This window comes from Brevundimonas sp. TWP2-1, from assembly GCF_049897645.1.
Classification (GTDB): domain Bacteria; phylum Pseudomonadota; class Alphaproteobacteria; order Caulobacterales; family Caulobacteraceae; genus Brevundimonas.
The window spans coordinates 1228231-1249852 of record NZ_JAFCWR010000001.1 but is presented as its reverse complement, the minus strand read 5'-3'; the positions used below and the strand labels follow the sequence as shown (position 1 = coordinate 1249852).

General features: G+C 67.2%; 21 protein-coding genes. 16 read left to right on the top strand and 5 right to left on the bottom strand.

Annotation, left to right across the window (positions count from 1 at the left end; translation table 11 throughout):
- Nucleotides 1–12 precede the first annotated feature (12 nt).
- On the top strand, nucleotides 13–1200 hold the full coding sequence (locus ACP7BH_RS06260) for an O-antigen ligase family protein (protein ID WP_425982921.1): 1188 nt from the start codon (nucleotides 13–15) through the stop codon (nucleotides 1198–1200).
- Nucleotides 1197–2408 carry a glycosyltransferase family 4 protein gene (locus tag ACP7BH_RS06255; protein ID WP_425982923.1) on the top strand — a complete coding sequence of 404 codons (1212 nt, stop codon included), beginning with the start codon at nucleotides 1197–1199 and terminating at the stop codon, nucleotides 2406–2408. Before ACP7BH_RS06260 ends, ACP7BH_RS06255 begins: the two co-directional genes overlap by 4 nt.
- Here the strand turns inward: ACP7BH_RS06255 and ACP7BH_RS06250 are convergent.
- The 3 genes from ACP7BH_RS06250 to ACP7BH_RS06240 all read right to left on the bottom strand — a co-directional run bounded on the left by ACP7BH_RS06250 (nucleotide 2348) and on the right by ACP7BH_RS06240 (nucleotide 5036).
- Nucleotides 2348–3409 (bottom strand): glycosyltransferase family 4 protein, encoded by a 1062-nt coding sequence (locus ACP7BH_RS06250; protein WP_425982925.1) that lies wholly within the window; start codon nucleotides 3407–3409, stop codon nucleotides 2348–2350. The two genes, ACP7BH_RS06255 and ACP7BH_RS06250, sit on opposite strands and share 61 nt — an antisense overlap.
- Nucleotides 3402–4502: a glycosyltransferase family 4 protein gene (locus ACP7BH_RS06245; RefSeq protein WP_425982927.1), complete on the bottom strand. Its 1101-nt coding sequence runs from the start codon at nucleotides 4500–4502 to the stop codon at nucleotides 3402–3404. Before ACP7BH_RS06245 ends, ACP7BH_RS06250 begins: the two co-directional genes overlap by 8 nt.
- A gap of 72 nt (nucleotides 4503–4574) precedes the next feature.
- Entirely contained in the window at nucleotides 4575–5036 is a 462-nt protein-coding gene (locus tag ACP7BH_RS06240) for a peptidylprolyl isomerase (protein ID WP_409717663.1), read from the bottom strand.
- Nucleotides 5037–5109: 73 nt separating this feature from the next.
- Here ACP7BH_RS06240 and ACP7BH_RS06235 point away from each other — a divergent pair, with 73 nt between their 5' ends.
- Nucleotides 5110–5820: an RlmE family RNA methyltransferase gene (locus tag ACP7BH_RS06235; protein ID WP_135193158.1), complete on the top strand. Its 711-nt coding sequence runs from the start codon at nucleotides 5110–5112 to the stop codon at nucleotides 5818–5820.
- 4 nt (nucleotides 5821–5824) lie between these two features.
- On the opposite strand, the gene ACP7BH_RS06230 is transcribed toward ACP7BH_RS06235, so the two are convergent.
- A complete protein-coding gene (locus ACP7BH_RS06230) occupies nucleotides 5825–6376 on the bottom strand; it encodes a DUF2061 domain-containing protein (RefSeq protein ID WP_425982929.1) in 552 nt (183 codons plus the stop codon).
- Between the two features lie 127 nt (nucleotides 6377–6503).
- On the opposite strand from ACP7BH_RS06230, the gene guaB reads away from it, so the two are divergent.
- The 8 genes from guaB (at nucleotide 6504) to ACP7BH_RS06190 (ending at nucleotide 14524) form a co-directional block, all read left to right on the top strand.
- Nucleotides 6504–7961 (top strand): IMP dehydrogenase, encoded by a 1458-nt coding sequence (guaB, locus tag ACP7BH_RS06225; protein ID WP_425982931.1) that lies wholly within the window; start codon nucleotides 6504–6506, stop codon nucleotides 7959–7961.
- A gap of 4 nt (nucleotides 7962–7965) precedes the next feature.
- Complete coding sequence (locus ACP7BH_RS06220) at nucleotides 7966–8367, top strand: MAPEG family protein (RefSeq protein ID WP_425982933.1); 402 nt, start codon at nucleotides 7966–7968, stop codon at nucleotides 8365–8367.
- Nucleotide 8368: 1 nt separating this feature from the next.
- Nucleotides 8369–9670 (top strand): RsmB/NOP family class I SAM-dependent RNA methyltransferase, encoded by a 1302-nt coding sequence (locus ACP7BH_RS06215; RefSeq protein ID WP_425982934.1) that lies wholly within the window; start codon nucleotides 8369–8371, stop codon nucleotides 9668–9670.
- Nucleotides 9667–10047 (top strand): lysozyme inhibitor LprI family protein, encoded by a 381-nt coding sequence (locus ACP7BH_RS06210; protein ID WP_425982936.1) that lies wholly within the window; start codon nucleotides 9667–9669, stop codon nucleotides 10045–10047. The genes ACP7BH_RS06215 and ACP7BH_RS06210 overlap by 4 nt, the downstream gene beginning before the upstream one ends.
- A complete protein-coding gene (locus ACP7BH_RS06205) occupies nucleotides 10044–10745 on the top strand; it encodes a 5'-methylthioadenosine/S-adenosylhomocysteine nucleosidase (protein WP_425982938.1) in 702 nt (233 codons plus the stop codon). Before ACP7BH_RS06210 ends, ACP7BH_RS06205 begins: the two co-directional genes overlap by 4 nt.
- On the top strand, nucleotides 10742–12304 hold the full coding sequence (gene guaA / locus ACP7BH_RS06200) for a glutamine-hydrolyzing GMP synthase (RefSeq protein WP_425982940.1): 1563 nt from the start codon (nucleotides 10742–10744) through the stop codon (nucleotides 12302–12304). The genes ACP7BH_RS06205 and guaA overlap by 4 nt, the downstream gene beginning before the upstream one ends.
- 290 nt (nucleotides 12305–12594) lie before the next feature.
- Nucleotides 12595–13848: a tyrosine-type recombinase/integrase gene (locus tag ACP7BH_RS06195; RefSeq protein WP_292036962.1), complete on the top strand. Its 1254-nt coding sequence runs from the start codon at nucleotides 12595–12597 to the stop codon at nucleotides 13846–13848.
- A 136-nt stretch (nucleotides 13849–13984) separates the two neighbouring features.
- Nucleotides 13985–14524 (top strand): hypothetical protein, encoded by a 540-nt coding sequence (locus ACP7BH_RS06190; RefSeq protein ID WP_292036963.1) that lies wholly within the window; start codon nucleotides 13985–13987, stop codon nucleotides 14522–14524.
- A gap of 259 nt (nucleotides 14525–14783) precedes the next feature.
- Here ACP7BH_RS06190 and ACP7BH_RS06185 read toward each other — a convergent pair whose 3' ends face one another.
- Nucleotides 14784–15068 carry a helix-turn-helix transcriptional regulator gene (locus tag ACP7BH_RS06185; RefSeq protein ID WP_008260373.1) on the bottom strand — a complete coding sequence of 95 codons (285 nt, stop codon included), beginning with the start codon at nucleotides 15066–15068 and terminating at the stop codon, nucleotides 14784–14786.
- Nucleotides 15069–15616: 548 nt separating this feature from the next.
- Here ACP7BH_RS06185 and ACP7BH_RS06180 point away from each other — a divergent pair.
- The 5 genes from ACP7BH_RS06180 (at nucleotide 15617) to ACP7BH_RS06160 (ending at nucleotide 21615) form a co-directional block, all read left to right on the top strand.
- On the top strand, nucleotides 15617–17620 hold the full coding sequence (locus ACP7BH_RS06180) for a ParB/RepB/Spo0J family partition protein (protein ID WP_425982942.1): 2004 nt from the start codon (nucleotides 15617–15619) through the stop codon (nucleotides 17618–17620).
- A gap of 183 nt (nucleotides 17621–17803) precedes the next feature.
- Nucleotides 17804–18724, top strand: coding sequence for a HEPN domain-containing protein (locus ACP7BH_RS06175; RefSeq protein ID WP_114816391.1), 921 nt, complete (start codon nucleotides 17804–17806; stop codon nucleotides 18722–18724).
- A gap of 336 nt (nucleotides 18725–19060) precedes the next feature.
- A complete protein-coding gene (locus ACP7BH_RS06170; RefSeq protein WP_425982944.1) occupies nucleotides 19061–19786 on the top strand; it encodes a hypothetical protein in 726 nt (241 codons plus the stop codon).
- A gap of 575 nt (nucleotides 19787–20361) precedes the next feature.
- On the top strand, nucleotides 20362–20655 hold the full coding sequence (locus ACP7BH_RS06165) for a DUF736 domain-containing protein (RefSeq protein ID WP_114816389.1): 294 nt from the start codon (nucleotides 20362–20364) through the stop codon (nucleotides 20653–20655).
- A gap of 72 nt (nucleotides 20656–20727) precedes the next feature.
- The gene (locus tag ACP7BH_RS06160; protein WP_425982946.1) at nucleotides 20728–21615 is read left to right on the top strand and encodes an ArdC family protein; all 888 of its coding nucleotides are present in this window, start codon (nucleotides 20728–20730) and stop codon (nucleotides 21613–21615) included.
- Nucleotides 21616–21622: the final 7 nt, after the last annotated feature.

Here is a 21622-nt window from a genome sequence, read left to right as displayed (position 1 = left end):
AGGTGGTCCCAGGTGGGCGCGGCTTATCGGCAGGCGGTGCTGGTCCTGCTGGGACTGGGCGTGACGCTGCCGATCTTTCTGGCGCCGGGTCATGTCAGCGGGTCGCGGTTGGGGGATTTGGCGCTGGCCGTCGCCCTGCCATTGGCGGTGATGGAATGGCGGCGGATGACGCCGGCTCTGAAGGCGGCCGGTCCGGTCGCGGCCGCGTTTCTGACGGTCACGCTGTTGCTGCAAGCGTCGCAGGTCGGCGAGCGGCTGAACGCCGGGGACGGGGCGTTCTGGTTTCGGTGGATCGTCGCGGCCCTGGTGGCACCGGCGGCGGCGAGTTTGATCGTGAGGGAAGAGCGACGGCGGCGGCTGTTCTTCGCCGCGATCCTGATCGGCGCGGCCTGTCATCTGGCGACCTATGGTTTGGCGCTGCTGGTCGGCTTGGAGCGGTTGCAGGATGTGGGGCTGGCCTCGCCGCGCGCATTGCTGACCACGACCGTCGCCCAGACCCGGCTCACGACCCTGGCCGAGCATCCGAACGCGGCGATGGCGATGATCGGACTGGCGGTTCCGGCCGGGGTGATCCTGGCGGGGCGGCGGTGGGCAGTGCGGCCGACGACGTGGGGCGGGGCCGGGCTGGCTGTCCTGGGTTTCGTCAGCACCCTGTCGCGCGGCGGGATGGCGGCGGCGGTTCTGGCGGGGCTGGCTCGCATCGTCGTGGGATGGCGGCGGCGCGAGGGGTTCAGACCATTGGGGATGGTGCTGGCGGTCTGCGTACTGGCGGCCGGATTGCTGGCGCTACAGACCGGGGGTTTCGATATCGATGGCGGGCGGTTTGCAGGGCGGTTCGACCGGGCGACGCTTGAGGACAATCTGGCGGGGCGGATGCTGACCTGGCGGCGGACTGTCGATCTGGTCGTCGAACGGCCGATGGGCGCGGGCTGGTCGTCGGCGGACGAGATGGGGGCGTTTCGGGCGCTGTCGGTCAGCCACAACGGCTATCTGTTCATGGCGCGGACCGTGGGGGTGATCGCGGCCCTGGTCATGCTGGGGCTGCATCTGTGGTCGGCGGCGCGGTTGGATACGCTGACGCCGCTGTCGGTCTATCTGGTGACGACCTTGTTCAGCGAGGACCTGACGCAGGGGGCCGGGTTCGTCTTCCTGTCGTGCCTGGTGGCGGCGCTGGTAGGGCGAAGGCCGGTGGCGCCGTGAGGGTGCTGATCGTCAACACCCTGTATCCGCCGCATCAGGTCGGAGGCGCGGAACGCAGCGTGGCGCAGTTGGCGCAGGGGCTGGTGCGGGCGGGGACCGATGTGTCGGTGCTGACGCTTCAGTCGGGACGGGAGACTGTCGAGGCGGTGGTCGGGGGCGTTTCGGTGCGTCGCCTGCCGTTGAACAACCTCTATTGGCCCTATGACGGAGAGCGCAGGTCGGCGGTTCGGCGCGCCGTGTGGCATGGGCTTGAGGCCGCCAATCCGTGGATGGATGAGGCGGTCGATCAGGTGGTGGAGCGGGTGCGGCCCGACCTGATCCATCTGCATCTGACGACGGGGTTTTCGCTGTCGGTCTATCGGGCGGCGGCGCGGCGGGACCTGCCGGTGGTGCAGACGCTGAGGGACTGGTCGATGATGTGCGCGCGGGCGTCGATGTTCCGGCGCGAACGGCGATGCGAGACGCGGTGTGGATCATGCGCGGTGCTGACGGCGGGCAAGCGGGCTCGTGCGCAGGCGGTGGATCATGTGATCGCATTGAGCCGGCCGGTGCTGGAGGCGCATAGGGCCGCCGGATATTTTCGGGACGCGGCGGCGTCGGTGATCGGCAATGCGGCGGCGGAGGCGGGGGTTTCGGCTCGGCCGTCGCTGGCGGACGATCCGGTCGTGAAGTTCGGCTTCATGGGGCGGGTCGAGCCGGAAAAGGGGATCGAAGTCCTGTTGCGCGCGGCGACGGGGCTGGAGGGCGACTGGCGGCTGAGGATCGCGGGGCGGGGCGAGGCCGCCTATGTTCAGCGGTTGAGGCGGGCCTATTCCGATCCGCGCATCGTCTGGCTGGGGCAGGTGGAGGCGGCGGATTTCTGGCCTGCCGTCGATGTGCTGGTCGCGCCGTCCGTCTGGGCCGAACCGTTCGGGCGGGTCGTGGTCGAGGTGGTGCAGCAGGGACGGGGCGTGATTGCGTCACGCATCGGTGGTTTGCCTAATGCGGCGAGCGGGGCGGGAGCGGCGATCCTGATCGAGCCGGGCGACGAGGGTGCGCTGGCGCGGGCCATGGGCGAGGTGCTGGCGGGGCCGGAGCGTTGGCGGTTCGCCGGGGCCGGTTCGCCGATGTGGACCGAGGCCTCCATCGTCGAGGCCCACAGGGCGATCTATCGCCAGGTGCTGGTCAGAAGGTCGTCCAGGATTTCGGCCGAGCGGGACCAGGAATAGAGCGCGGCGCGGCGCAGGCCGGCGTCGCGGCGGGCGGGGTCTGTCGCGGTCAGCAGGCGGGTCATGTGACCGGCCAGGGTCGCGTCGTCGTGGGGGGCGAAATAGAGGGCGGCGTCGGCGCAGACTTCCCGCGTCGCGGCGATGTCCGAGGCGATTACGGGGCAGCCGTGGACGAAGGCTTCCAGCGGAGGGATGCCGAAACCTTCGTAGAGGCTGGGGAATATGAGGCCGTGGGCGCCGTCGAGCAGGGCTGCGATCTCGGCGTCGGAACGTCGGCCGGCGAAGATGAGACGCGGGTCGGCCTGGATGGCGGGTTGATCGAAGATTGCGGACGGGCGCGCGCCGATCAGGACCAGGCGAACGGTCGGGTCTGAGAGGCGGGCGAGGGCGCGGAGTGCGACGGAGAGGTTCTTGTTCGGCGTCAGATTGCCGAGGGCCACGAAATAGGGGCGGTCCGTCAGGTCGAGGCTGTCGATGACGGCGGGATCCGGCGTGACGTCGTGAAGATGGTGGGCGCTGTTCGGGGCCACGGTGATGTTGGGGGGCGACAGGTTCAGCGCCGCCGCCAGTTCTCGGCGGGAGAAGTCGGACACGGTCGCCAGTCGAGCCTGCCGCGCCAGCCGTCGGCCGAGGATGCGGTGGAAGGCGGCGTAGCCTCGACGGAAATGTTCGGGATGGCGGAAGACGGCGGCGTCATGGACCACGACGACCTGCCGGGGATGCAGAACGGGCCCTGAGCCGCCCAGCGACAGGAGCCGGCCGTGGCGCGACGCCCAGGCCAGGGCGGTCTGTTCCCACAGATGACCGCGTCCGCCCGGCACGGCCTGGACGGGGAGGGTCGTGAGCTGAAGGTTTTCGGCGCAGACGGGCGTGAGCAGGACGTAGCGGTCGGCGGCGTCGGGACGTCTGTCCAGGGCGCGGACGATCTCGCGGGCATAGCGTTGCACCCCGCTCAGGGGCTGGGTCAGGAAGCGCCCGTTGATGAAGTGGGGCTCAGTCACCCAGGCGCCGCAGGGCGAAGGCGTCGCGGTAGATCTGGATCGTCTGTTCGGCCATGCGCGACGCACACAGGGCGGTCCTTGCGACGGGCAGGGGGACGACGCGGCTTTGCAGTGCGGCGAGCATCGACTGGGCCAGAAGGTCCGGCGCGGCGTCCTGGGGCAGGCGGTCGATGCGGGCGCCGGCCTGGATCAGGCAGGCGACGCCGCCGACATCGGTGGTCACGATCGGCAGGCCCAGGGCGGCGGCCTCGATCATGGCGTAGGCGCCGGCTTCATAGCGGCTGGTCATGGCGAACAGGTCGAAACCCGCCATCAGGGATCGGGCGTCGCGTCCGCCCATCAGCCGCACGGCCTTGCCGCCCGCAGCCTCGACCGCCGGGGCCAGGTCGCCGTCGCCGATCAGGACGCCGACAACGCGCGGGTCGGCGGCGTTGGCCAGACGCACGGCCTGGGCGAAGCGGACGGGATCCTTCTGCGCGCAAAGCCGACCGACGAAGCCGACCGCGAGGGCGTCGTCGGGAAGGTTCAGCGCGCGTCTGGCCGCCTGGCGATCTGTGGACGGCAGGGCGGCGAGGCCATTGGGGACGACGTGGAGGCGATGTGAAGGCAGGCCCAAGCGGCGCGCGACGGCGGCTTCCTCGTCGGAGACCGCGATGACGGCGTCGCCGCCTACCTGGTTCAGTAGAAACTCAGCGATGCCTGCCGCCGTCTTCGACAGGCCGGGCGGCCCCATCATCGGCAGGGCGTGGGGGGTGTAGATGCGGGCGGCGCCGGGGGCGTGGGCCAGGCGAACCAGGGCGCCGGCCTTGGCGCTATGGCCGTGCACGATCTCGAACGGGCCGAGACGCGCGATCAGGCGGTTGAGCGCATGAAGACAGGCGATGTCCCACGGACCGACGCCTCGCCGCATCGGCAGGCGTTCGAGGGCGTTCAGGGGAAGGGCGGCGACCTCGGTCTGAAACCAGGCGTCGGCTCGTCGCGGCGAATAGATCAGGGAAACCTGATGGCCGCTCTGGATCAGGGCGCGGGCCAGATCGACCACATGACGCCCCGAGCCGCCGCCGGACGGCTCAATGACCAGAAGTATGCGCAAGGATGCCGTCCCCCGACGATGGCTCAGTCCCGCAACTGAAAGTCATCGTCGAGAAACGTCAAGATTGCAGTCTTAGTTGACCGTCGCCTTGACGATCTTGCCGGGGGCGCGCGGCGGCTCGCCCTTGGGCAGGGCGTCGACGTGTTCCATGCCGGATTCGACTTCACCCCAGACCGTGTACTGGCGGTCCAGGAAGGTGGCGTCATCCAGGCAGATGAAGAACTGCGAGTTGGCGCTGTTGGGATCGGACGTCCGGGCCATCGAGCAGACGCCGCGCTTGTGCGGCTCGGCCGAGAACTCGGCCTTTAGATTCGGCTTCTTGGAGCCCGAGGTGCCGGTGCCGGTCGGATCGCCGCCCTGGGCCATGAAGCCCGGGATCACGCGGTGGAAGACGACGCCGTCGTAGAAGCCTTCCGAGGCCAGTTCGGTGATGCGTTCGACGTGGCCTGGAGCCAGGTCCGAGCGCAGTTTGATAACCACGTCGCGGGCTTCGCCGTCGCCGGTGTCCAGGGTGAAGGTCAGGGTTTCGGCCATTTCGGTCGTCCTATTGGGGGTTGATTTGAGGCGGGACATAGCCCGCAACGCCGGTCGGGGCTATGTGGGAACGATGAGTGAAGACGAAAAGCCCCAAGAACGCCGCCGCATGGTCAAACCGCCTACGGGCGGGACCGCCGCCGGGCGCGGCATGGGCACCAAGATGAAGACGGCCGACACCAAGTCCATGTCGAGCCAGCAATGGATCAAACGGCAACTTGCCGACAAATGGTCGGAGAAGGCGCGGGCCGAGGGCTGGCGGTCGCGCGCGGCCTTCAAGCTGATCGAGATCGACGACAAGTTCCGCCTGATCAAGCGCGGCTCGAAGGTCATCGACCTGGGCGCGGCGCCGGGCGGTTGGATCCAAGTGGCGGTCAATCGCGGGGCGGGCGCGGTGGCGGGCGTGGACCTGCTGATGATCGAGCCGATCCCCGGTTCGACCCTGTTGCAGGCCGACTTCACCCATCCGGGCGTGGACCAGCAGCTGATCGACGCCATCGGCGGGGCGCCGGACCTGGTGCTGTCGGACATGGCGCACAATACGGTCGGGCATCGTCAGACCGACCACCTGAAGATCATCGCCCTGATCGAGATCGCCGCCGACTTCGCCATCCGCACCCTGAAACCGGGCGGGAATTTCGTGTCAAAGAACTTCCAGGGCGGCGACGCCGGCGGGGTTCTGGCGCGGCTGCGCGAGGAGTTCGAGACGGTGAAATACGTCAAGCCGGAGTCGAGCCGAAAGAACAGCGCCGAGGTCTTCCTGGTGGCGCTGAACAAGCGCTGAGGCGTCAGGCGGTCGCCGTGCTCTCGCGCGCCCGGCGGTCCTCGATCCGGGCCCAGATGCGGTCGTGCAGGGTGAAGAAGACGGTCTGAACCAGCGGTTCGATCATGCCGATGGCGAGGGCCGTGCGGATGTCGTTGGTCAGGGCGTAGGCGACCGTGACGGCGACGGCGAAGTGCATGACGCCATAGGTCACGGTCTTTAGCGCGACCTGTTTGAGGGAGCGGGGCAGGGCGTGGCTGTGGCCGCGATGACCGTGGGCGTCGTGAGAGCGCTGCTGCTCCTCGGGCGACATGATGTCGAGGCGGGCGGTGAAGGCCTCGGTCGCTTCTTCGATATTGGACGCCATGCGTCGGCGCTCGACCTTGTGCCAGACGCGATCATGGACGGTGTAGGCGATGGTCTGGAAGATCGGCTCGACCATGCCGACCGCCAGGGCGATGCGCCAGTCGCGGGTAATGGCGAAGGCCACCAGGATGGCCACGACAAGGTGCATGACGCCGTAGCTGGCGATCTTCAGAGCCAGTTTGCGCGCGGTGCTGAGGATGACGCCGACCATGCAGGGAGAATGGTAATCGGCCCCGCCGGTTGCAAAGCAATAAAATCTATTGGGTCCATAAGCCGCAAGACCCTTGCCGTGGCCCCCCGCCGCCCGTTATACGCGGCCCGCAAAACGGAGACTCCATATGGAGATACGCGAAGGACTGACCTTCGACGATGTTTTGCTCGAACCCGGCGCGTCCGAGTTCATGCCGGCGATGGTCGATGTCTCGACCCAGCTGACGCGCGACATCAGACTGAACATCCCGCTGCTGTCCTCGGCCATGGACACGGTGACGGAAAGCCGCCTGGCCATCGCCATGGCCCAGTCCGGCGGCCTGGGCGTTCTGCACCGGAACATGACCATCGAGGAGCAGGCCGATCAGGTCCGCGCCGTGAAGCGTTATGAAAGCGGCATGGTGGTCAATCCCGTGACCGTCGGCCCGCAGACGACCCTGGGCGAGGTTCGCCAGATCGTCTCCGCCAAGAAGATCACCGGCTTCCCCGTCGTCGATCCGGCGACCGGGAAGCTGGTCGGCATGCTGACCCACCGCGACATGCGGTTCGAGAGCGACCTGAACCTGACGGCCGCATCGCTGATGACCACGGGCGACCTGATCACGGTGCGCGAGAGCGCCGGGCGTGAAGAGGCGCGTCAACTGCTGAAGACCCGCAAGATCGAGCGCGTCGTCGTGGTGGACGAAGATTATCGGGCCGTCGGCCTGATCACCATGAAGGACATCGAGAAGGCCCAGGCCTTCCCCCATGCGGCCAAGGACGACCAGGGTCGTCTGCTGGTCGGCGCGGCCTCTACGGTCGGCGACGCTGGCTACGAGCGAGCCATGGCCCTGGCCGAGGCGGGTTGCGACGTGGTGGTGATCGACACCGCCCACGGTCACTCGGCCTCGGTCGCCCAGGTGGTCGAGCGGATCAAGCGCGAGAACAACCGGCTGCAGATCATCGCCGGCAACGTCGCCACCTATGATGCGACGCGCGCCCTGATCGACGCGGGCGCGGATGCGGTGAAGGTCGGCATCGGTCCGGGCTCCATCTGCACCACCCGGATCGTGGCGGGCGTGGGCGTGCCGCAGCTGACGGCGGTGATGGACTCGGCGCGGGCCGCCAAAGGCACGGGCGCCTCGGTCATCGCCGATGGCGGGATCAAATATTCAGGCGACCTGGCCAAGGCCATCGCGGCCGGGGCCAACGTGGCCATGATGGGCTCGATGTTCGCCGGCACCGACGAAAGCCCCGGCGAGGTCTTCCTGTACCAGGGGCGCAGCTACAAGTCGTATCGCGGCATGGGTTCGGTCGGCGCCATGGCGCGCGGCTCGGCGGATCGGTATTTCCAGAAGGAAGTCTCGTCCGAAAAGCTGGTGCCCGAGGGCATCGAAGGGCAGACGCCGTACAAGGGGCCGATCAGCCCCGTCCTGCACCAGATGGTCGGGGGGCTTCGCGCCTCCATGGGCTATGTGGGCGCCGGCACCATCGCGGACTTCCAAGAGCGCGCCCGCTTCGTGCGCATCACCGGCGCGGGCCTGCGGGAGAGCCACGTCCACGACGTGATGATCACGCGCGAGGCTCCGAACTACAGACAGGGATAAGGCCATGACGACCGAACTGACCTATCTGGGCCTGACGCTGATCCTGGCGCTGGTGCAGATCTTCCTGCCGGCCGGGGCACGGACGGTCGAGTTCGGCTCGAAGTGGAATGCGGGTCCGCGCGACGATACGCCGGCAGCGAAGAAGCCGCTGACCGGCCGTCTCGAACGGGCTGAGGCCAACCTGTTCGAGACCCTGCCGCTGTTCATCGGCGCGGTGCTGATCGCCCATGTGATCGGCGCGGCCGGTCCCCTGACCCTGTGGGGGACGGCGCTCTATTTCTGGGCGCGCGTTGTCTATGTGCCCCTTTACGCCTTCGGCGTTCCCTATGTCCGGTCGCTGGTCTGGGTGGTCTCGCTTGCGGGACTGGTCATGGTCCTGGCGTCCCTGTTTTTCCTGAAAGCCTGAATTGACCCCAGCCGCCCGTCTTGCCGCCGCCGCCTCCATCCTGGACTCCATGGCCCAGGGCCGCCAACCGGCCGAAACCGTCCTGAAGGCCTGGGGGGCCGCCAACCGCTATGCCGGGTCCAAGGATCGGCGGGCCATCGCCGATCATGTTTACAAGGTGCTGCGCGCGCGCGGCCGACTGTCGTGGATCATGGGCGGGCGCGAAGACGGCCGGGCCCTGGTTATCGGATCGCTGCACGCCATCGACGGCCTGTCGGTGGAAGAGATCGAGGCTCTGCACTCGGGCGACGGCTATGGCCCGCGCCCGCTGTCGAAACAGGAACGCTCCCGCATTACCATAGGTCAGGGGGAGGTTCCGGGCTGGGTCGCGGCGGGTCTGCCGGAGTTCGCGGTCGAGGATTTCAAGGCCACCTTCGGCGACCGCTGGGCCGAAGAAGCCCACGCCTTGATGACGCCGCGCGCGCCCATCGACCTGCGGGTCAATGATGCGGCCGCTACGGTGGAAGAGGTCGAAGCCGAACTGCGGGCCGCCGGGCTTGAGGTGTCGCGCACCCCCTGGTCTATGCTGGGCCTGCGGGTGCCGTCGGAACCGCCGCCCAACATCCAGGCGCTAGACGGCTTCAAGGCCGGCAAGTTCGAGATCCAGGACGAGGGCAGCCAGGTCGTCTGCTGGCTGGCCGGGGCGACCCCCGGCACGACGGTTGTGGACTATTGCGCCGGCGGCGGCGGCAAGACCCTGGGTCTGGCGCAAGCCATGACGGGGCAGGGCAAGCTGGTCGCGTCCGATGTGGTCAACAAGCGGCTGGAGAACATCCGGCCCCGCCTGCAACGTGCGGGCGTCGAGGCCGAGCTGGTCCTGATCGGCCAGAACGGCGGCGGGCTGGAGGCGGTCAACGGCCAGGCCGATCTGGTCTTCGTGGACGCGCCTTGTTCGGGTTCGGGCACCTGGCGCCGCCGGCCCGAGGACGCCTGGCGTCTGACGACCGAAGAGGTCGAGAAGCTGCACGCGCTGCAGGTGCGCATCCTGAGCCAGGCGACCAAGCTGGTGAAGCCGGGCGGCCGTCTGGTCTATGTCACCTGTTCGCTGCTGGCGCGCGAGAACGAGGCCAGCGTCGACGCCTTCGAGGCGGCAAACCCTGAGTTCCGCCCGGTCCCGGTCGCCGATCTCCTGTCCGCGCCGCAACTGAGCGACGCCGCTCGGACGAAGCTCGCCGAACTGGCTTCGGGCGCGCGTCTGCGCCTGTCGCCGGCCACGGCGGACACCGACGGCTTCTTCGCCGCCGTGTACGAGCGCACGGCATGATCCTGTCGCTGGTCCTTGCGCTGACCGCCGGCCCCATGGCGGTTCAGGATCGCTCGGACGCCTATTTCAGCTGTCAGTCGCAGTCCAAGGGCGCGGATTTGCAGGCCTGTCTCGACAACGCCCTGGCGAACGAGGATCGCTTCTTGAACGCCGCCTATCGTGCGGCGCGTCAGGGCTTGGACCGGGCCGAAGTGCTGCAACTGCGTGATCGCCAACGCGCCTGGATCCGGGCGCGCGACGCGGCTGGCGACAGCCGCGCGGCGGATCAGTCGGACCCGGCCTTGGCGAGGGCCGCCCGGACCGACTGCCTGCTGACCTGGACGGCTGAGCGCAACCTCTGGCTTGAGAACACCTATCTGACGGGGTCGCGCAAGTGAGCCACGGCCTGCACCGGTTCGGACCCGTGTCCGTCCTGTGCGTCATGGCTGCGCCCGCCGAATATGGCCTGCATCTCCAAGCCCGCATCCAGCCCCTGATGACCGGCGTCGGTCCGGTAGAAGCGGCCATCGTCCTGACCGCCGCGCTGGCGCGCCTGGAGGCGGCGGGCGACCTGCCGGACCTGATCGTGTCGCTGGGGTCGTGCGGCTCGCGGGTGCTGGAGCACGCCGCCGTCTATCAGGCCTCCTCGGTCGCCTATCGCGACATGGACGCCAGCGCCCTGGGCTTCCCCAAGGGGATGACGCCGCTGCTGGACCAGCCTGCGGTCCTGGCCCTGCCGTGTCCAATCCCCGGCGTCCCGACCGCGACCTTGTCGACCGGGGCCAATGTCGTCTCCGGCGCCGCCTATGACGCCATCGAGGCCGAGATGGTGGACATGGAGACCTGGGCCCTGGTCCGGTCGGCCCAGACCTTCGGTGTGCCTCTGATCGCCCTGCGCGGCGTGTCGGACGGCCGTGCCGAGTTGAAGGCGCTGGAGGACTGGACCTCGACCCTGCACCATGTGGACGAAAACCTGGCCGCCGCTCTAGATCGTCTGATCGCCGTGCTGGAGGCCGACGGCCTCGCCGCCCTTGAAATCCCGGCCGCACAAGGCCAAGACCCCGCGCAACTCTCCCCGGATTCGATCACGCCATGACCACGCCGCACGACCACCAAAAGGTCCTCATCGTCGACTTCGGCAGCCAGGTGACGCAGCTGATCGCGCGCCGCCTGCGCGAGGCCAGCGTTTATTGCGAGATCCATCCGTTCCAGAAGGCCGAGGCGGCTCTGGCTTCGATGAACCCGGCGGCCATCATCCTGTCGGGCGGTCCCGAGAGCGTCCACGAAGAGGGCAGCCCCCGCGCGCCCCAGGCCGTGTTCGAGGCCGGCGTGCCGGTGCTGGGCATCTGCTACGGCGAGATGACCATGTGCGAGCAACTGGGCGGCAAGGTCGAGGGCGGCCACACCCGCGAGTTCGGCCGCGCCGAGATCACCGTCGAGAAGGCCTCGCCCCTGCTGGCCGGCTTGGCTCCGGTCGGCGAGGAGGAGACGGTCTGGATGAGCCACGGCGACAAGATCGTCGCCATCCCCGAGGGCTTCGACGTCGTCGCCTCCTCGGCCGGCTCGCCCTATGCGGTGATCGCCGACGAGACCCGCCGCTTCTATGGCGTCCAGTTCCACCCCGAGGTGATGCACACCCCGCGCGGCCACCAGATGTTGAAGAACTTCACCCACGGCATCGCCGGGCTGAAGGGCGACTGGACCATGGCCGCCTATCGCGACGAGAAGATCGCCCAGATCCGCGAACAGGTCGGTTCGGCCAAGGTGATCTGCGGCCTTTCCGGCGGCGTCGACAGTTCGGTCGCAGCCGTGCTGATCCACGAGGCCATCGGCGATCAGCTGACCTGCGTCTTCGTGGACACCGGCCTGCTGCGCAAGGACGAGGCGACCCAGGTCACGACTCTGTTCCGCGAGCACTACAACATTCCGCTGGTGCATGTTGATGCGTCGAAGGAATTCCTGGGCGAGCTGGCGGGCCAGTCGGATCCGGAGACCAAGCGCAAGATCATCGGCCGCGTCTTCATCGAGATCTTCGATCGAGAGGCCAGCAAGATCGAGGGCGCCGAATTCCTGGCCCAGGGCACCCTCTATCCCGACGTGATCGAGAGCGTGTCGTCGTCCAGCGGCAAGGCTCACGTCATCAAGAGTCACCACAATGTCGGCGGCCTGCCCGACTATATGAAGCTGAAACTGGTCGAACCTTTACGCGAACTGTTCAAGGACGAGGTCCGGGCCCTGGGCCGCGAACTGGGACTTACGAACGTTTTCGTAGGACGTCACCCCTTCCCCGGACCGGGCCTGGCCATCCGCATTCCCGGCGAGATCACGCCGGACGCCGTCGAGACCCTGCAACAGGCCGACGCCATCTATCTGGACGAAATCCGCAAGGCCGGCCTGTACGACGACATCTGGCAGGCCTTCGCCGTGCTTTTGCCGGTCAAGACCGTCGGCGTCATGGGCGACGCCCGCACCTACGAAAAAGTCCTGGCCCTGCGCGCCGTCTCCTCCACCGACGGCATGACCGCCGACTTCTACCAATTCCCCTGGGACGTCCTGGCCAAGACCGCGACGCGCATCATCAACGAGGTCCGGGGCGTGAACCGGGTCGTCTATGACGTGACGTCCAAGCCGCCCGGCACGATCGAGTGGGAATAGTCCCGACCCTTCGGTAGCATTCGGTATCGCTTCCGAAGCCGCCTCTAAAGGGCTGACAACATTGTGAATTCTGTCGAGACCCTTCGGAGCCATTCGGAGGGTCTTTTTTCGTTTTGTCGGACTGCCCGACGGTACGCCGCTGCATTGATCTGGCGGACTCGGGCTCATACCGTCCTGACATCGGGCCAAGCCCTGACGGTATTCATTTCCAGCAAGTCTCTGAAATGGATGATAAAAAGCTGTCTTGGCGCGCCCGAATTCGAGGACCGACAGCCAGAGGCGATTATACCGTGCTAACCGACACCGCACTGAAGAATTTGCGTCCGAAAGCAAGGGCTTACAAGAGTACCGACAGGGACGGTATGTACGTCTATGTCTCGACGGGCGGCGCGATCTCATTCCGCTACGACTATCGGTTCAACGGCCGTCGAGAGACCTTGACGCTCGGGCGTTACGGCAGCGCCGGATTGACGCTGGCCCAAGCCCGTGAGCGGCTGATCGAGGTGAAGAAGGCGATCGCGGACGGGGTGTCGCCCGCGGTTGAAAAGCAGCGCGCCAAACGTCGCCTGAAGGAAGCTCACGATTTCGCACAGGTCGCCCAGGGCTGGATGGACCGCGCGCCGATGGCGGACAGCACCCGCGACATGCGCCGGGCGATTTTCAATCGGGACATCCTGCCGAAGTGGAAGAACCGCCTGCTGAGCGAGATCACACCCGACGATCTGCGGGCCCACTGCAAGGCGATTGTGGATCGCGGGGCGCCCGCCACGGCGATCCATGTCCGGGATATCGTCAAACAGATCTACGGCTGGGCCATCCTCCACGGCGAGAAGATCGACAATCCTGCGGATGACGTGGGTCCGGCTTCGATCGCGACCTTCCGACCGCGCGACCGCTCGCTCACCCCCGCCGAAATCCGGATCATGCTGATGCTTCTGGGTGAGGTGGCGACCCTGCCAACCATCAGGCTCGGCCTGAAGTTCATCCTGCTCAGCATGGTTCGAAAGAGCGAACTTCAGGACGGGGTATGGACCGAGGTGGATTTCGACAATGCGGTCTGGTCGATCCCGGCGGCGCGCATGAAGCGCTCACGCCCTCACAACGTCTACCTCTCCACCCAAATGCTGGACATCCTGGTCGCCCTGAAGACCTGCGCCGGCAACTCGAAATACATCCTGCCGTCGCGCTACGACGCCGATGCGCCGATGTCGCGGGCGACCTTCAACCGCGTCACCAGTGCGATCGCTGAGAAGGCCGGTAAGGGTGATCTCCCGCTCGAACCCTTCACCGTCCACGACTTGCGGCGGACGGCCTCGACCCTGCTGCACGAGATGGGCTTCAACTCGGACTGGATCGAGAAAGGGCTCGCTCACGAAGAGCGATCTTCGCGAGGCGTCTACAACAAGGCGGAGTTCGAGACCCAGCGCCGCCACATGGCGCAGGAATGGTCGAACGCCGTGGACGCCTGGGAAGCGGGCCGCGCCTACACGCCGGTTCTGACCGTGTCAGAGGTCAGCGCACCGCGTTTTGATCCGAAATTTTGAAATGCGTCGGGATGCCAGCAGAAAATGCAGGGACAAGGACATGATCGACGCGCGGGATAAGGCTGCCGCCACCAAGCGCACGGCCGTCCGGCCGGGACTGCGCAAGCGGTCGCCGGACCTGTTGGGACTGTAGGCCATGGCCGGGCCGTATTTTCCGCCGCTGGAAGTCGCGGGGCAGACGCTCGCGTTCGACCATCTCGAGCCCTTCGTGCTGGAGATGGCCACCCAGTCGCGTCCGAACGGCGTGAAGATCGATGTCCGGTTTAGCAACCACTGCTTCAGTGAAACCTTCGACGCCGCCCAGCACGACGAAACTGCGGTCGCGGTCTGGGATGGTCCGAGGCGGCGCGTCTTCTGTCCGATCCGCTATGGGCTGTCGCAGGCGCTCCCGCATATCCTGAAGGGTCTGCCGACGGCGCACGTCTATCAGACCCCGGAGGCGAACTTCCTGCGGATCGGTGTGCGCAACGACGGCGGAGCAGGGGACTACAGGGTTTTCTTCCGGGTCAAGCGCGGCGCCGACGCGGGCGTCGATCTCAAGCTCTTCGTGGAAAGCGCCTACAGCCCGGAGCCGGCGCAGGCGCTCGCTATTGCGCACATGAGCAAGGTTCGCTTCGCCGTTCTGATCGACAAGACGCTGAAGGGCGAAAAGCTGAAGTTCCACCGGAGAAGATAAGGGCGCCCGGAGGCGCCCTTATCAGAAGTCACTCGGTAGCCGCTTCCGGGATCGAAATCCCTATCTCGCTCACGCGTGGACCTCCGAAGAGGCGGGTGAGGCTGTTTCAACCGATCTGGCCTCGGGACGACATATAGCTCGCGGGGGTGAAGAAATCAATTATCGGCCCTGGAAGCCCGTGTCCCGTCCCCCTTGCCTCCGCCATCCCCGGCTGAAGCAGTCGATAATCCGCTCGCCGTTTTCTAAAGCGAGGCGCGGCTTACAGGTGCGGTCGGGAGGCGCCCGGCCCGTCGTGGACGGGGCGTGATCGGCGCAGGCGCACATCCGGAGCCTTGGCCGGCGTGACGGGGGTGCGGCGGCGTTTCTCCAGCCAGGTCTGCACCTCCGACAGATCCCAGACCACGCATCGCGGCGTCAGCCGGAAGCGTCTGGGGAACTCCCCGCGCTGCTCCATCTCCCAGATGGTGCTGTCTGCGAGCGGCACCATCTGGCGCAGTTCCGGTTTCTTGATCGTCCGTGGCAGGGGCGAATGGGTCTGTCCCATGATGCATCTCCTCGTTCGGGTCGATTCGAACCGAAAGATGCCGCAGGGAAAACACGCAGGCCCGCGGTGTTGGTCTTACGGTTCTCAGCACCGTCTGCGCAGACGTCGTCTGATGACGCCCGGTCGCTTAGTCGACGGGTCACCGATCCCAGTCACTCCGCCGCGGTCATCCCGCACCGCAGGATGGGCGCCGCCTTCTTCAGGCTCCTTCCTCGCTGCAACTGGGTATCGTGGCCAGTGACCGATAAGCTCCGGTTCTTAGCGGTCGACTTTGACGACGGAATGCACGGTTCGTCGGGCTTGCAGAGCTAAGGGCTCCGCCCTCGCGCGCGCCAGGGTGAAGCGGCTGCGCCGCCGGACCGGCCGGTCTCCCCGACCTTCCGCGCCGACGATCGTCATCATAGCCGCAATCAGGGTCAGGCTTGTGCAGGTCGGGTGATCCCCCTCCGGCCGGTCCGCCCTGGCCCTTGCTACCCCGGTCTCGCCGACGGGCAGGGTTTCAGGCGCGCAGTTCGCGTGCCTGCAACCCAAGCCCAAAGGAGGCAGACATGACTGCTCAATCCACCGAAACCGTCGCGACTGAAGCGACCGCGCCACAACACGGCGCGGAACTCATCGTGCCGCTTAATCGGCTCAAGGCCGCGCCGAAGAACGCGAGGAAGACGCCGCATGCGCCCGCGACCATCGAGGCCCTCGCGGCCTCCATCAAGGCCAAGGGGGTGTTGCAGCCGCCCGTGATCGAGATCGAGCGGACCGAGGAGGGCGAACCTACGGGAAATTACCTAGTGACGATTGGCGAGGGGCGCCGTCAGGGGCTTCGGCTGCTGGCCAAGCGCAAGGCGATCAAGCGGACCCATCCGGTGCGCGTGATCGTGGACGCCGAGAACGACGCCCACGAGATCAGCCTCGACGAGAACATGACGCGCGAGGCCATGCATCCCGCCGATCAGTTCGAGGCCTTCCAGCGGCTGGCCGTCGAGAAGGGCTACGGCCCCGAGGAGATCGGGGCCCGGTTTGGGGTGTCCGTCCATGTCGTGCGTCAGCGTCTCCGGCTCGGGTCAGCGGCCCCGGAGTTGATGTCGGCCTACCGGGCCGGGACGCTGGCGCTGGACCAACTGACCGCCTTCTGCGTCAGCGAGGATCAGGACCGGCAGCGGCAGGTGCTGGAGCAGGTCGGCCCCCACACCCCGGCCTACGCCATCCGGCGCGCCATGACCGAGGCCAAGGTGAGCGTCGGCGATCGGCGCGTCCGCTTCGTCGGCGTCGAAACCTACGAGGCCGAAGGCGGCGGCATCGTCCGGGATTTGTTCACCGAGGACGGCGGCGGCTGGCTGGAAGACGTGGTCCTGCTGGATCGACTGGTCGGGGAAAAGCTGGCCGGGCTGGCCGATGAGGCGCGCGAGCGGGAGGGCTGGAAATGGGCGGAGCCCGCCCTGGACTATCCGGACGTCTCGGCCTTCGGACGGGTCTATCCGGTGGCTGTCGAACGGTCGGAGGCGGACGCCGCCGAAATCACGGCCCTGTCGGAGGAGTATGACCGGATCGTCTCCGAAGCGGGCGCGGAGGGGCTGTCGCCCGAAGCGGACGCGCGGCTGGAGGAGATCGACAAGGCCTTGCAGGCCTTCGGCCCTGACTTCGACTACGCCGCCGAAGCCAAGACGCGAGCTGGCGTCATGGTGATGCTCGGCCACGACGGATTGGCCCGCTTCGAGCGCGGACTCGTCCGCGCCGAGGACGCGGTGACGCCGACCCCGGAGGAGGCGGACATCGAGGGCAACGGTGGCGACGCAGACGCCGAGCAGGGCGGGAGCGCACCGGAGCCGGAAGAGGTCGGGAGCGCCCTGTCCGACCGGTTGGTCATCGACCTTACGGCCCACAAGACCATGGGCCTGCGCGACGCGGTGCAGGCCGATGTGGGCGTAGCGTTGGCGACCGTGGTTCATGCCTTGGCGCTGCAGGTCTTCTATCCGGGATATGGCCTCTGGACGCCGCTTCAGCTTCGACTGTCCGTCAGCGGTCTGGAGCGGCTGGCGCCGGGCGTGGACGACGGTCCTGCCGGTCGGCGGGTTCGCGACCGGTGCGAGGCGTGGGGCGCGCGACTGCCCGAGCGCGCCGAGGACCTGTGGGGCGTGGTGTTCGGGTTGGCTCCATCGGACCAGTTGGACCTGATGGCCTGCTGCGCTGGGGTCGGCCTCTACGCCGTGCGGGACCCATACGACCGGCGACCCGGCGCCTTGGCGCAGGCCGAGGCGCTGGCGACGGTGGTCGGCCTCGACATGACCGGGACGTGGTCGGCGACGGCGGCCAGCTACTTCACGCGGGTGCCGAAGACGCGGGTGCTGGAGGCGGTGACGGAGGCCGTCAACGTGGAGGAGGCGGGCCGCATCGCCGGGTTCAAGAAGGTTGACATGGCCGAGGCGGCGGAACGGCTGGTGGAGGGCAAGGGGTGGTTGCCCCCGGTCCTGCGGACGGTGTCCGATGCGGCGGAGCCGGAGGACGAAAGCGCGGACGAACCGCGCGATGACGACGCCTATGCGTTCGCGGCGGAATAGCCGTTGTTCAGAGACTGAAAACTTGCCGCGCGCCCTTTGGGGGCGCGCGGCTTTTTCGTGGGCGCCGCCGTGCGGCGGTGAAGACCACCGTTGGCACGGGACAACGCTCGCTCGGGAGGCGGACAGGTTGAAGACGGCGTATTCAGCCTTGCCGTGTGCGCCCGTATCGCGGAGACTCCCGCCATGAAGAAAAGCCTCGATCATCTGCCGCTGCGCAAACAGGCCGAACTCCGTCAGGTGGTCGAGACCGTGCGCGCAGCGTTCGAGGAGGCCATCTCGACCCGCCGCGCCGCGCGGCTCAAGGACGGCAAGATTCTCAAGGTCATCCTCTACGGCAGCTATGCGCGCGGCGACTGGGTTCATGACCCTGTCGGACGCTACTTCTCGGATTTCGACCTGCTGATCGTGGTCGATCATGAAGACCTGACCGACGGCGAATTCTGGCACGAGGCCGAAAACCGGACCATGCCTATCGGGCCTGACATCCGCACTCCAGTCAGCCTAATCGTCCATTCGCTCGACGACGTAAACGAGCAACTGGATCGCGGGCGCTACTTCTTCGCCGACATCATACGCGAGGGCGTGCTGCTCTACGACACGCCGGGCGCCAAGCTGCACAAGCCGGCGGACCTCAAGGCGCGGGTCGCGCTGGAGGAGGCTGAGCGGCACTATGCGAAGTGGATGTCTAGTTCAGCTGAGTTTCAGGCAGGAGCCGGTTTCTACATAGAGCGAGGCAGTTCGAACTTGGCAGCGTTCTCGCTGCATCAAGCGTCAGAACATCTCTATCACTGCATATTGCTGGTCGTGACGCTCTACAGCGGCAAGGCCCACAACCTCGCCTTCCTGCGCAAGAAGGCCGAGGCCATCGACCCCCGCCTCGCCGAGGCTTGGCCCCGCGAGACCAAGTTCGAACGACGCTGTTTCGAACTCCTGCGCGAGGCCTATGTGAAGGCGCGCTACTCCGAGCACTACAAGATCAGCGCCGAGGAACTGGCCTGGCTGACCGAACGGGTTGATGTGCTGCGGGAGCTGACCGTGAGGGTCTGTCAGGAACGCCTTGGCCAGTTGCGCGACGAGGCTGACGGCGCCGATGAGCAGCCATAGCGCGTAGCCGGAATGTCAGGTCAGACTGAGCTGCCCCGCTACAGCGGCGCAGCCACGATCATTCGCTACGCCGTTTACGTGCATCGCGGGATCATCCCCGCCGAGGATTTGCACGAAACCTTCGACGGCGGGTCGGTCCTCGTCACCTCGTCTCCGGAGCGCGCGATCGCGGAGGGGCTGCCGCCTGCGGCGCATCGGCCGCCCATCGGCTCGATTCTCGGCGGTCCGCCGCCGCCGGCCTGGAGCGCCGACGGCGCGGTTGAACGACTGAGGGCGCGGCTTCGCTCGGGCGCCGCCGTCTGTATCCGTCTGCAGCGTGCGTGCAGTCATGCCGAAATGACGCTGGGCTGGCGCGACGCGGTCGGCCTGGGTTTTCCGATCGGCGCGACCGAGGCCGAAGTGGCCGATCTGGTTTCCGATGAGACCCGGGTGCTCACGGCACTCTCCCTGAGCATCCCCGCCAACCATTCCCCCGAGTTCAGCCTGTTCGATCGCACCACGCTTGTGCGCATTCCGACGGACGACCGGCCTGTGAGCGTCGTGACACTCACGGCGCCTACAGCCAGCGCCTGGGTCGCGGGGCGCGAAGACACGGTCGATCGCGATCGTTTCCGAACCGTGATCACGGCTGAAGCGCTGTCCGACCTGGGTCTCGTTCATTCCGCTTTCGATCACATGGTGAGTCCGCTGCCTGGCTTCCTGGCCGCGTGGGCGGCCATCGAACGGATCATCAACGGCGCCTTTCAGGCCAGCCTTGCACGGATCGAAGCCGGAGCGCTGGGCATGATCCATCCTCTGATCGCCAAGGTGCTCGAGCGGCGCACGGCGGAAGACTACCGACCCAGCATCACCGACAACTTCCTGCTGACCTGTTTCGGCTGGGGATCAGACGATCTGGAGAGCGATGCGCGGGCCTTCAAACAGGTCAATCGCCTCAGACAGGGCATCTACCATCGCGGCGATCTGGCGGACCTCCACCGCGCGCGTGATGAGGCATCGACCCTGCTGCGACGTCTTCTGACTCTTCAGATGACCACCTCGACCTCGTCTGAGGACTCCTGAAAGGCGTTCGACTGCCCCGCCGACGGCTCGTTCGGGCGACCTGATCGAGGATGGCGCCTGCGCCATGCCGACCACCAAGCGGGAGCGAATATCGCCCCCCCGCCACGGCCGTCGGATCGTGCTTCTGCGGCCCGAGGCGGGTGCGGCCTGGCTCGACCTTCAGCGTCCCGGGTCTGATGCAGGGCCGGCTCTGCCCGCAGGGCGCCTCGACGTCGAGACGGTCTTCTCGAGCACGGCCTGAGCCTGAACGACGGGGGGGCTGAGCGGCCGGTCGTGTGTCGCCAGCGGTTTCGGAGGTGAGGCGGCGGCCAACGTCTCGCATCCTTTTCGCGCCAGCCGGCGCGGCCTCTCGATGAGGCGGATCTGACCGAAGCCCGGTCGGCTGGCGCAACCGCTTTCGCGACTTTCATCCCCGGCCTGACGGCCTTCCTCGCGCAACAAGAAAGTCTCTCATCGCGGTCCTTCGCTTCGCTGCGGGGGCTCGCTTCGCTCTCCCTGCGCGCCGCCCGAACTTCGGTCTGCCGATCGCCATCGAGGCCGCGGCAGGCGTGGCCCGAAGCAAAGGAGAGACTGACATGGCCACCATCGGCACCTTCACCGCCCAAGGCGACGGCTACACCGGTTCGATCAAGACCCTAACCCTCAACGTCAAGGCGGCGGTCCTGCGGCCCAACGAGAAGAGCGACGACAAGGCCCCCGACTTCCGGATCTTCGCCGGCCAGACCGAGTTCGGCGCCGCCTGGAAGAAGACGAGCCAGCAGAACCGCGACTACCTCTCGGTCAAGCTCGACGACCCCAGCTTCCCGGCGCCGATCTACGCCTCCCTGGTGGAGGTCGAGGGCGGACACAGCCTGATCTGGTCCCGCTGACCCAAGAGCCGCGGCGGCGCGGAGATCGCGCCGCCGCTCCTTCTTCCCACAATCCGTTTCGAGGAGGCCATGATGCGCCCCGCCGCTCCCGCACGCCCGGACATCCACGCCCGGATCACCCAACAGATCATTAGTCAGCTTGAAGCCGGGGTTCGGCCCTGGACCCGACCCTGGAGCCATTCAGCCTCCGTCAGCCGTCCGCTGCGCCATGACGGCACGCCCTACAATGGCATCAACGTCGTCCTGCTCTGGGGCGAGGCCGCCGACCGCGGATACACACGGTCGACCTGGATGACCTTCCGCCAGGCGCTGGCCCTCGGCGCCCACGTCCGCAAGGGCGAGCGCGGGGCAACGGTCGTCTACGCCAACCAGATCGTCCGCGATGAGACCGACGATACGGGAGCGGATGTCCAGCAGCGCATCCCCTTCCTGAAGGCGTACACGGTCTTCAACGTCGACCAGATCGAAGGCCTGCCGGATCATTACGACCAGCCCGAGACGATCGAGATCAATCCGGACGAGCGGATCGCCCGCCTCGACGCCTTCTTCGAGCACTGCGGCGCCGAGGTTCGCCACGGCGGAGGCAGCGCCTATTACGCGCCGGGTCCGGACCATGTGCAGATGCCGCCGTTCGAATGCTTCGAGACGGCGGACGCCTACTACAGCACTCTCGGTCACGAGATGACCCACTGGACCCGGCACCCCACCCGCCTCGACCGGGACTTCGGCCGCCAACGCTTCGGTGACGCTGGCTATGCGCGCGAAGAGCTCGTCGCCGAACTGGGCGCGGCCTTCCTCTGCGCGGATCTCGGCTTGGCGCTCGAACCTCGCGATGACCACGCCGCCTACATCGCCAGTTGGCTGCAGGTGCTGAAAGACGACGTGCGGTTTGTGGTCTCGGCCGCTTCCCACGCGCAGAAGGCTGTCGATCACCTCAAGGCGCTGCAGCCTCCGCCCTGAACTCGAG

What these genes read in the sequence shown, in the direction of transcription:
- ACP7BH_RS06160 (WP_425982946.1), top strand. Translation starts at nt 20,728, where the DNA reads ATGCGCCCCGCCGCTCCCGCACGCCCGGACATCCACGCCCGGATCACC.
- ACP7BH_RS06170 (WP_425982944.1), top strand. Translation starts at nt 19,061, where the DNA reads ATGACGCTGGGCTGGCGCGACGCGGTCGGCCTGGGTTTTCCGATCGGC.
- ACP7BH_RS06190 (WP_292036963.1), top strand. Translation starts at nt 13,985, where the DNA reads ATGGCCGGGCCGTATTTTCCGCCGCTGGAAGTCGCGGGGCAGACGCTC.
- ACP7BH_RS06230 (WP_425982929.1), bottom strand. Translation starts at nt 6,376, where the DNA reads ATGGTCGGCGTCATCCTCAGCACCGCGCGCAAACTGGCTCTGAAGATC.
- ACP7BH_RS06165 (WP_114816389.1), top strand. Translation starts at nt 20,362, where the DNA reads ATGGCCACCATCGGCACCTTCACCGCCCAAGGCGACGGCTACACCGGT.
- ACP7BH_RS06175 (WP_114816391.1), top strand. Translation starts at nt 17,804, where the DNA reads ATGAAGAAAAGCCTCGATCATCTGCCGCTGCGCAAACAGGCCGAACTC.
- guaB (WP_425982931.1), top strand. Translation starts at nt 6,504, where the DNA reads ATGGAGATACGCGAAGGACTGACCTTCGACGATGTTTTGCTCGAACCC.
- ACP7BH_RS06240 (WP_409717663.1), bottom strand. Translation starts at nt 5,036, where the DNA reads ATGGCCGAAACCCTGACCTTCACCCTGGACACCGGCGACGGCGAAGCC.
- guaA (WP_425982940.1), top strand. Translation starts at nt 10,742, where the DNA reads ATGACCACGCCGCACGACCACCAAAAGGTCCTCATCGTCGACTTCGGC.
- ACP7BH_RS06210 (WP_425982936.1), top strand. Translation starts at nt 9,667, where the DNA reads ATGATCCTGTCGCTGGTCCTTGCGCTGACCGCCGGCCCCATGGCGGTT.
- ACP7BH_RS06220 (WP_425982933.1), top strand. Translation starts at nt 7,966, where the DNA reads ATGACGACCGAACTGACCTATCTGGGCCTGACGCTGATCCTGGCGCTG.
- ACP7BH_RS06235 (WP_135193158.1), top strand. Translation starts at nt 5,110, where the DNA reads ATGAGTGAAGACGAAAAGCCCCAAGAACGCCGCCGCATGGTCAAACCG.
- ACP7BH_RS06180 (WP_425982942.1), top strand. Translation starts at nt 15,617, where the DNA reads ATGACTGCTCAATCCACCGAAACCGTCGCGACTGAAGCGACCGCGCCA.
- ACP7BH_RS06185 (WP_008260373.1), bottom strand. Translation starts at nt 15,068, where the DNA reads ATGGGACAGACCCATTCGCCCCTGCCACGGACGATCAAGAAACCGGAA.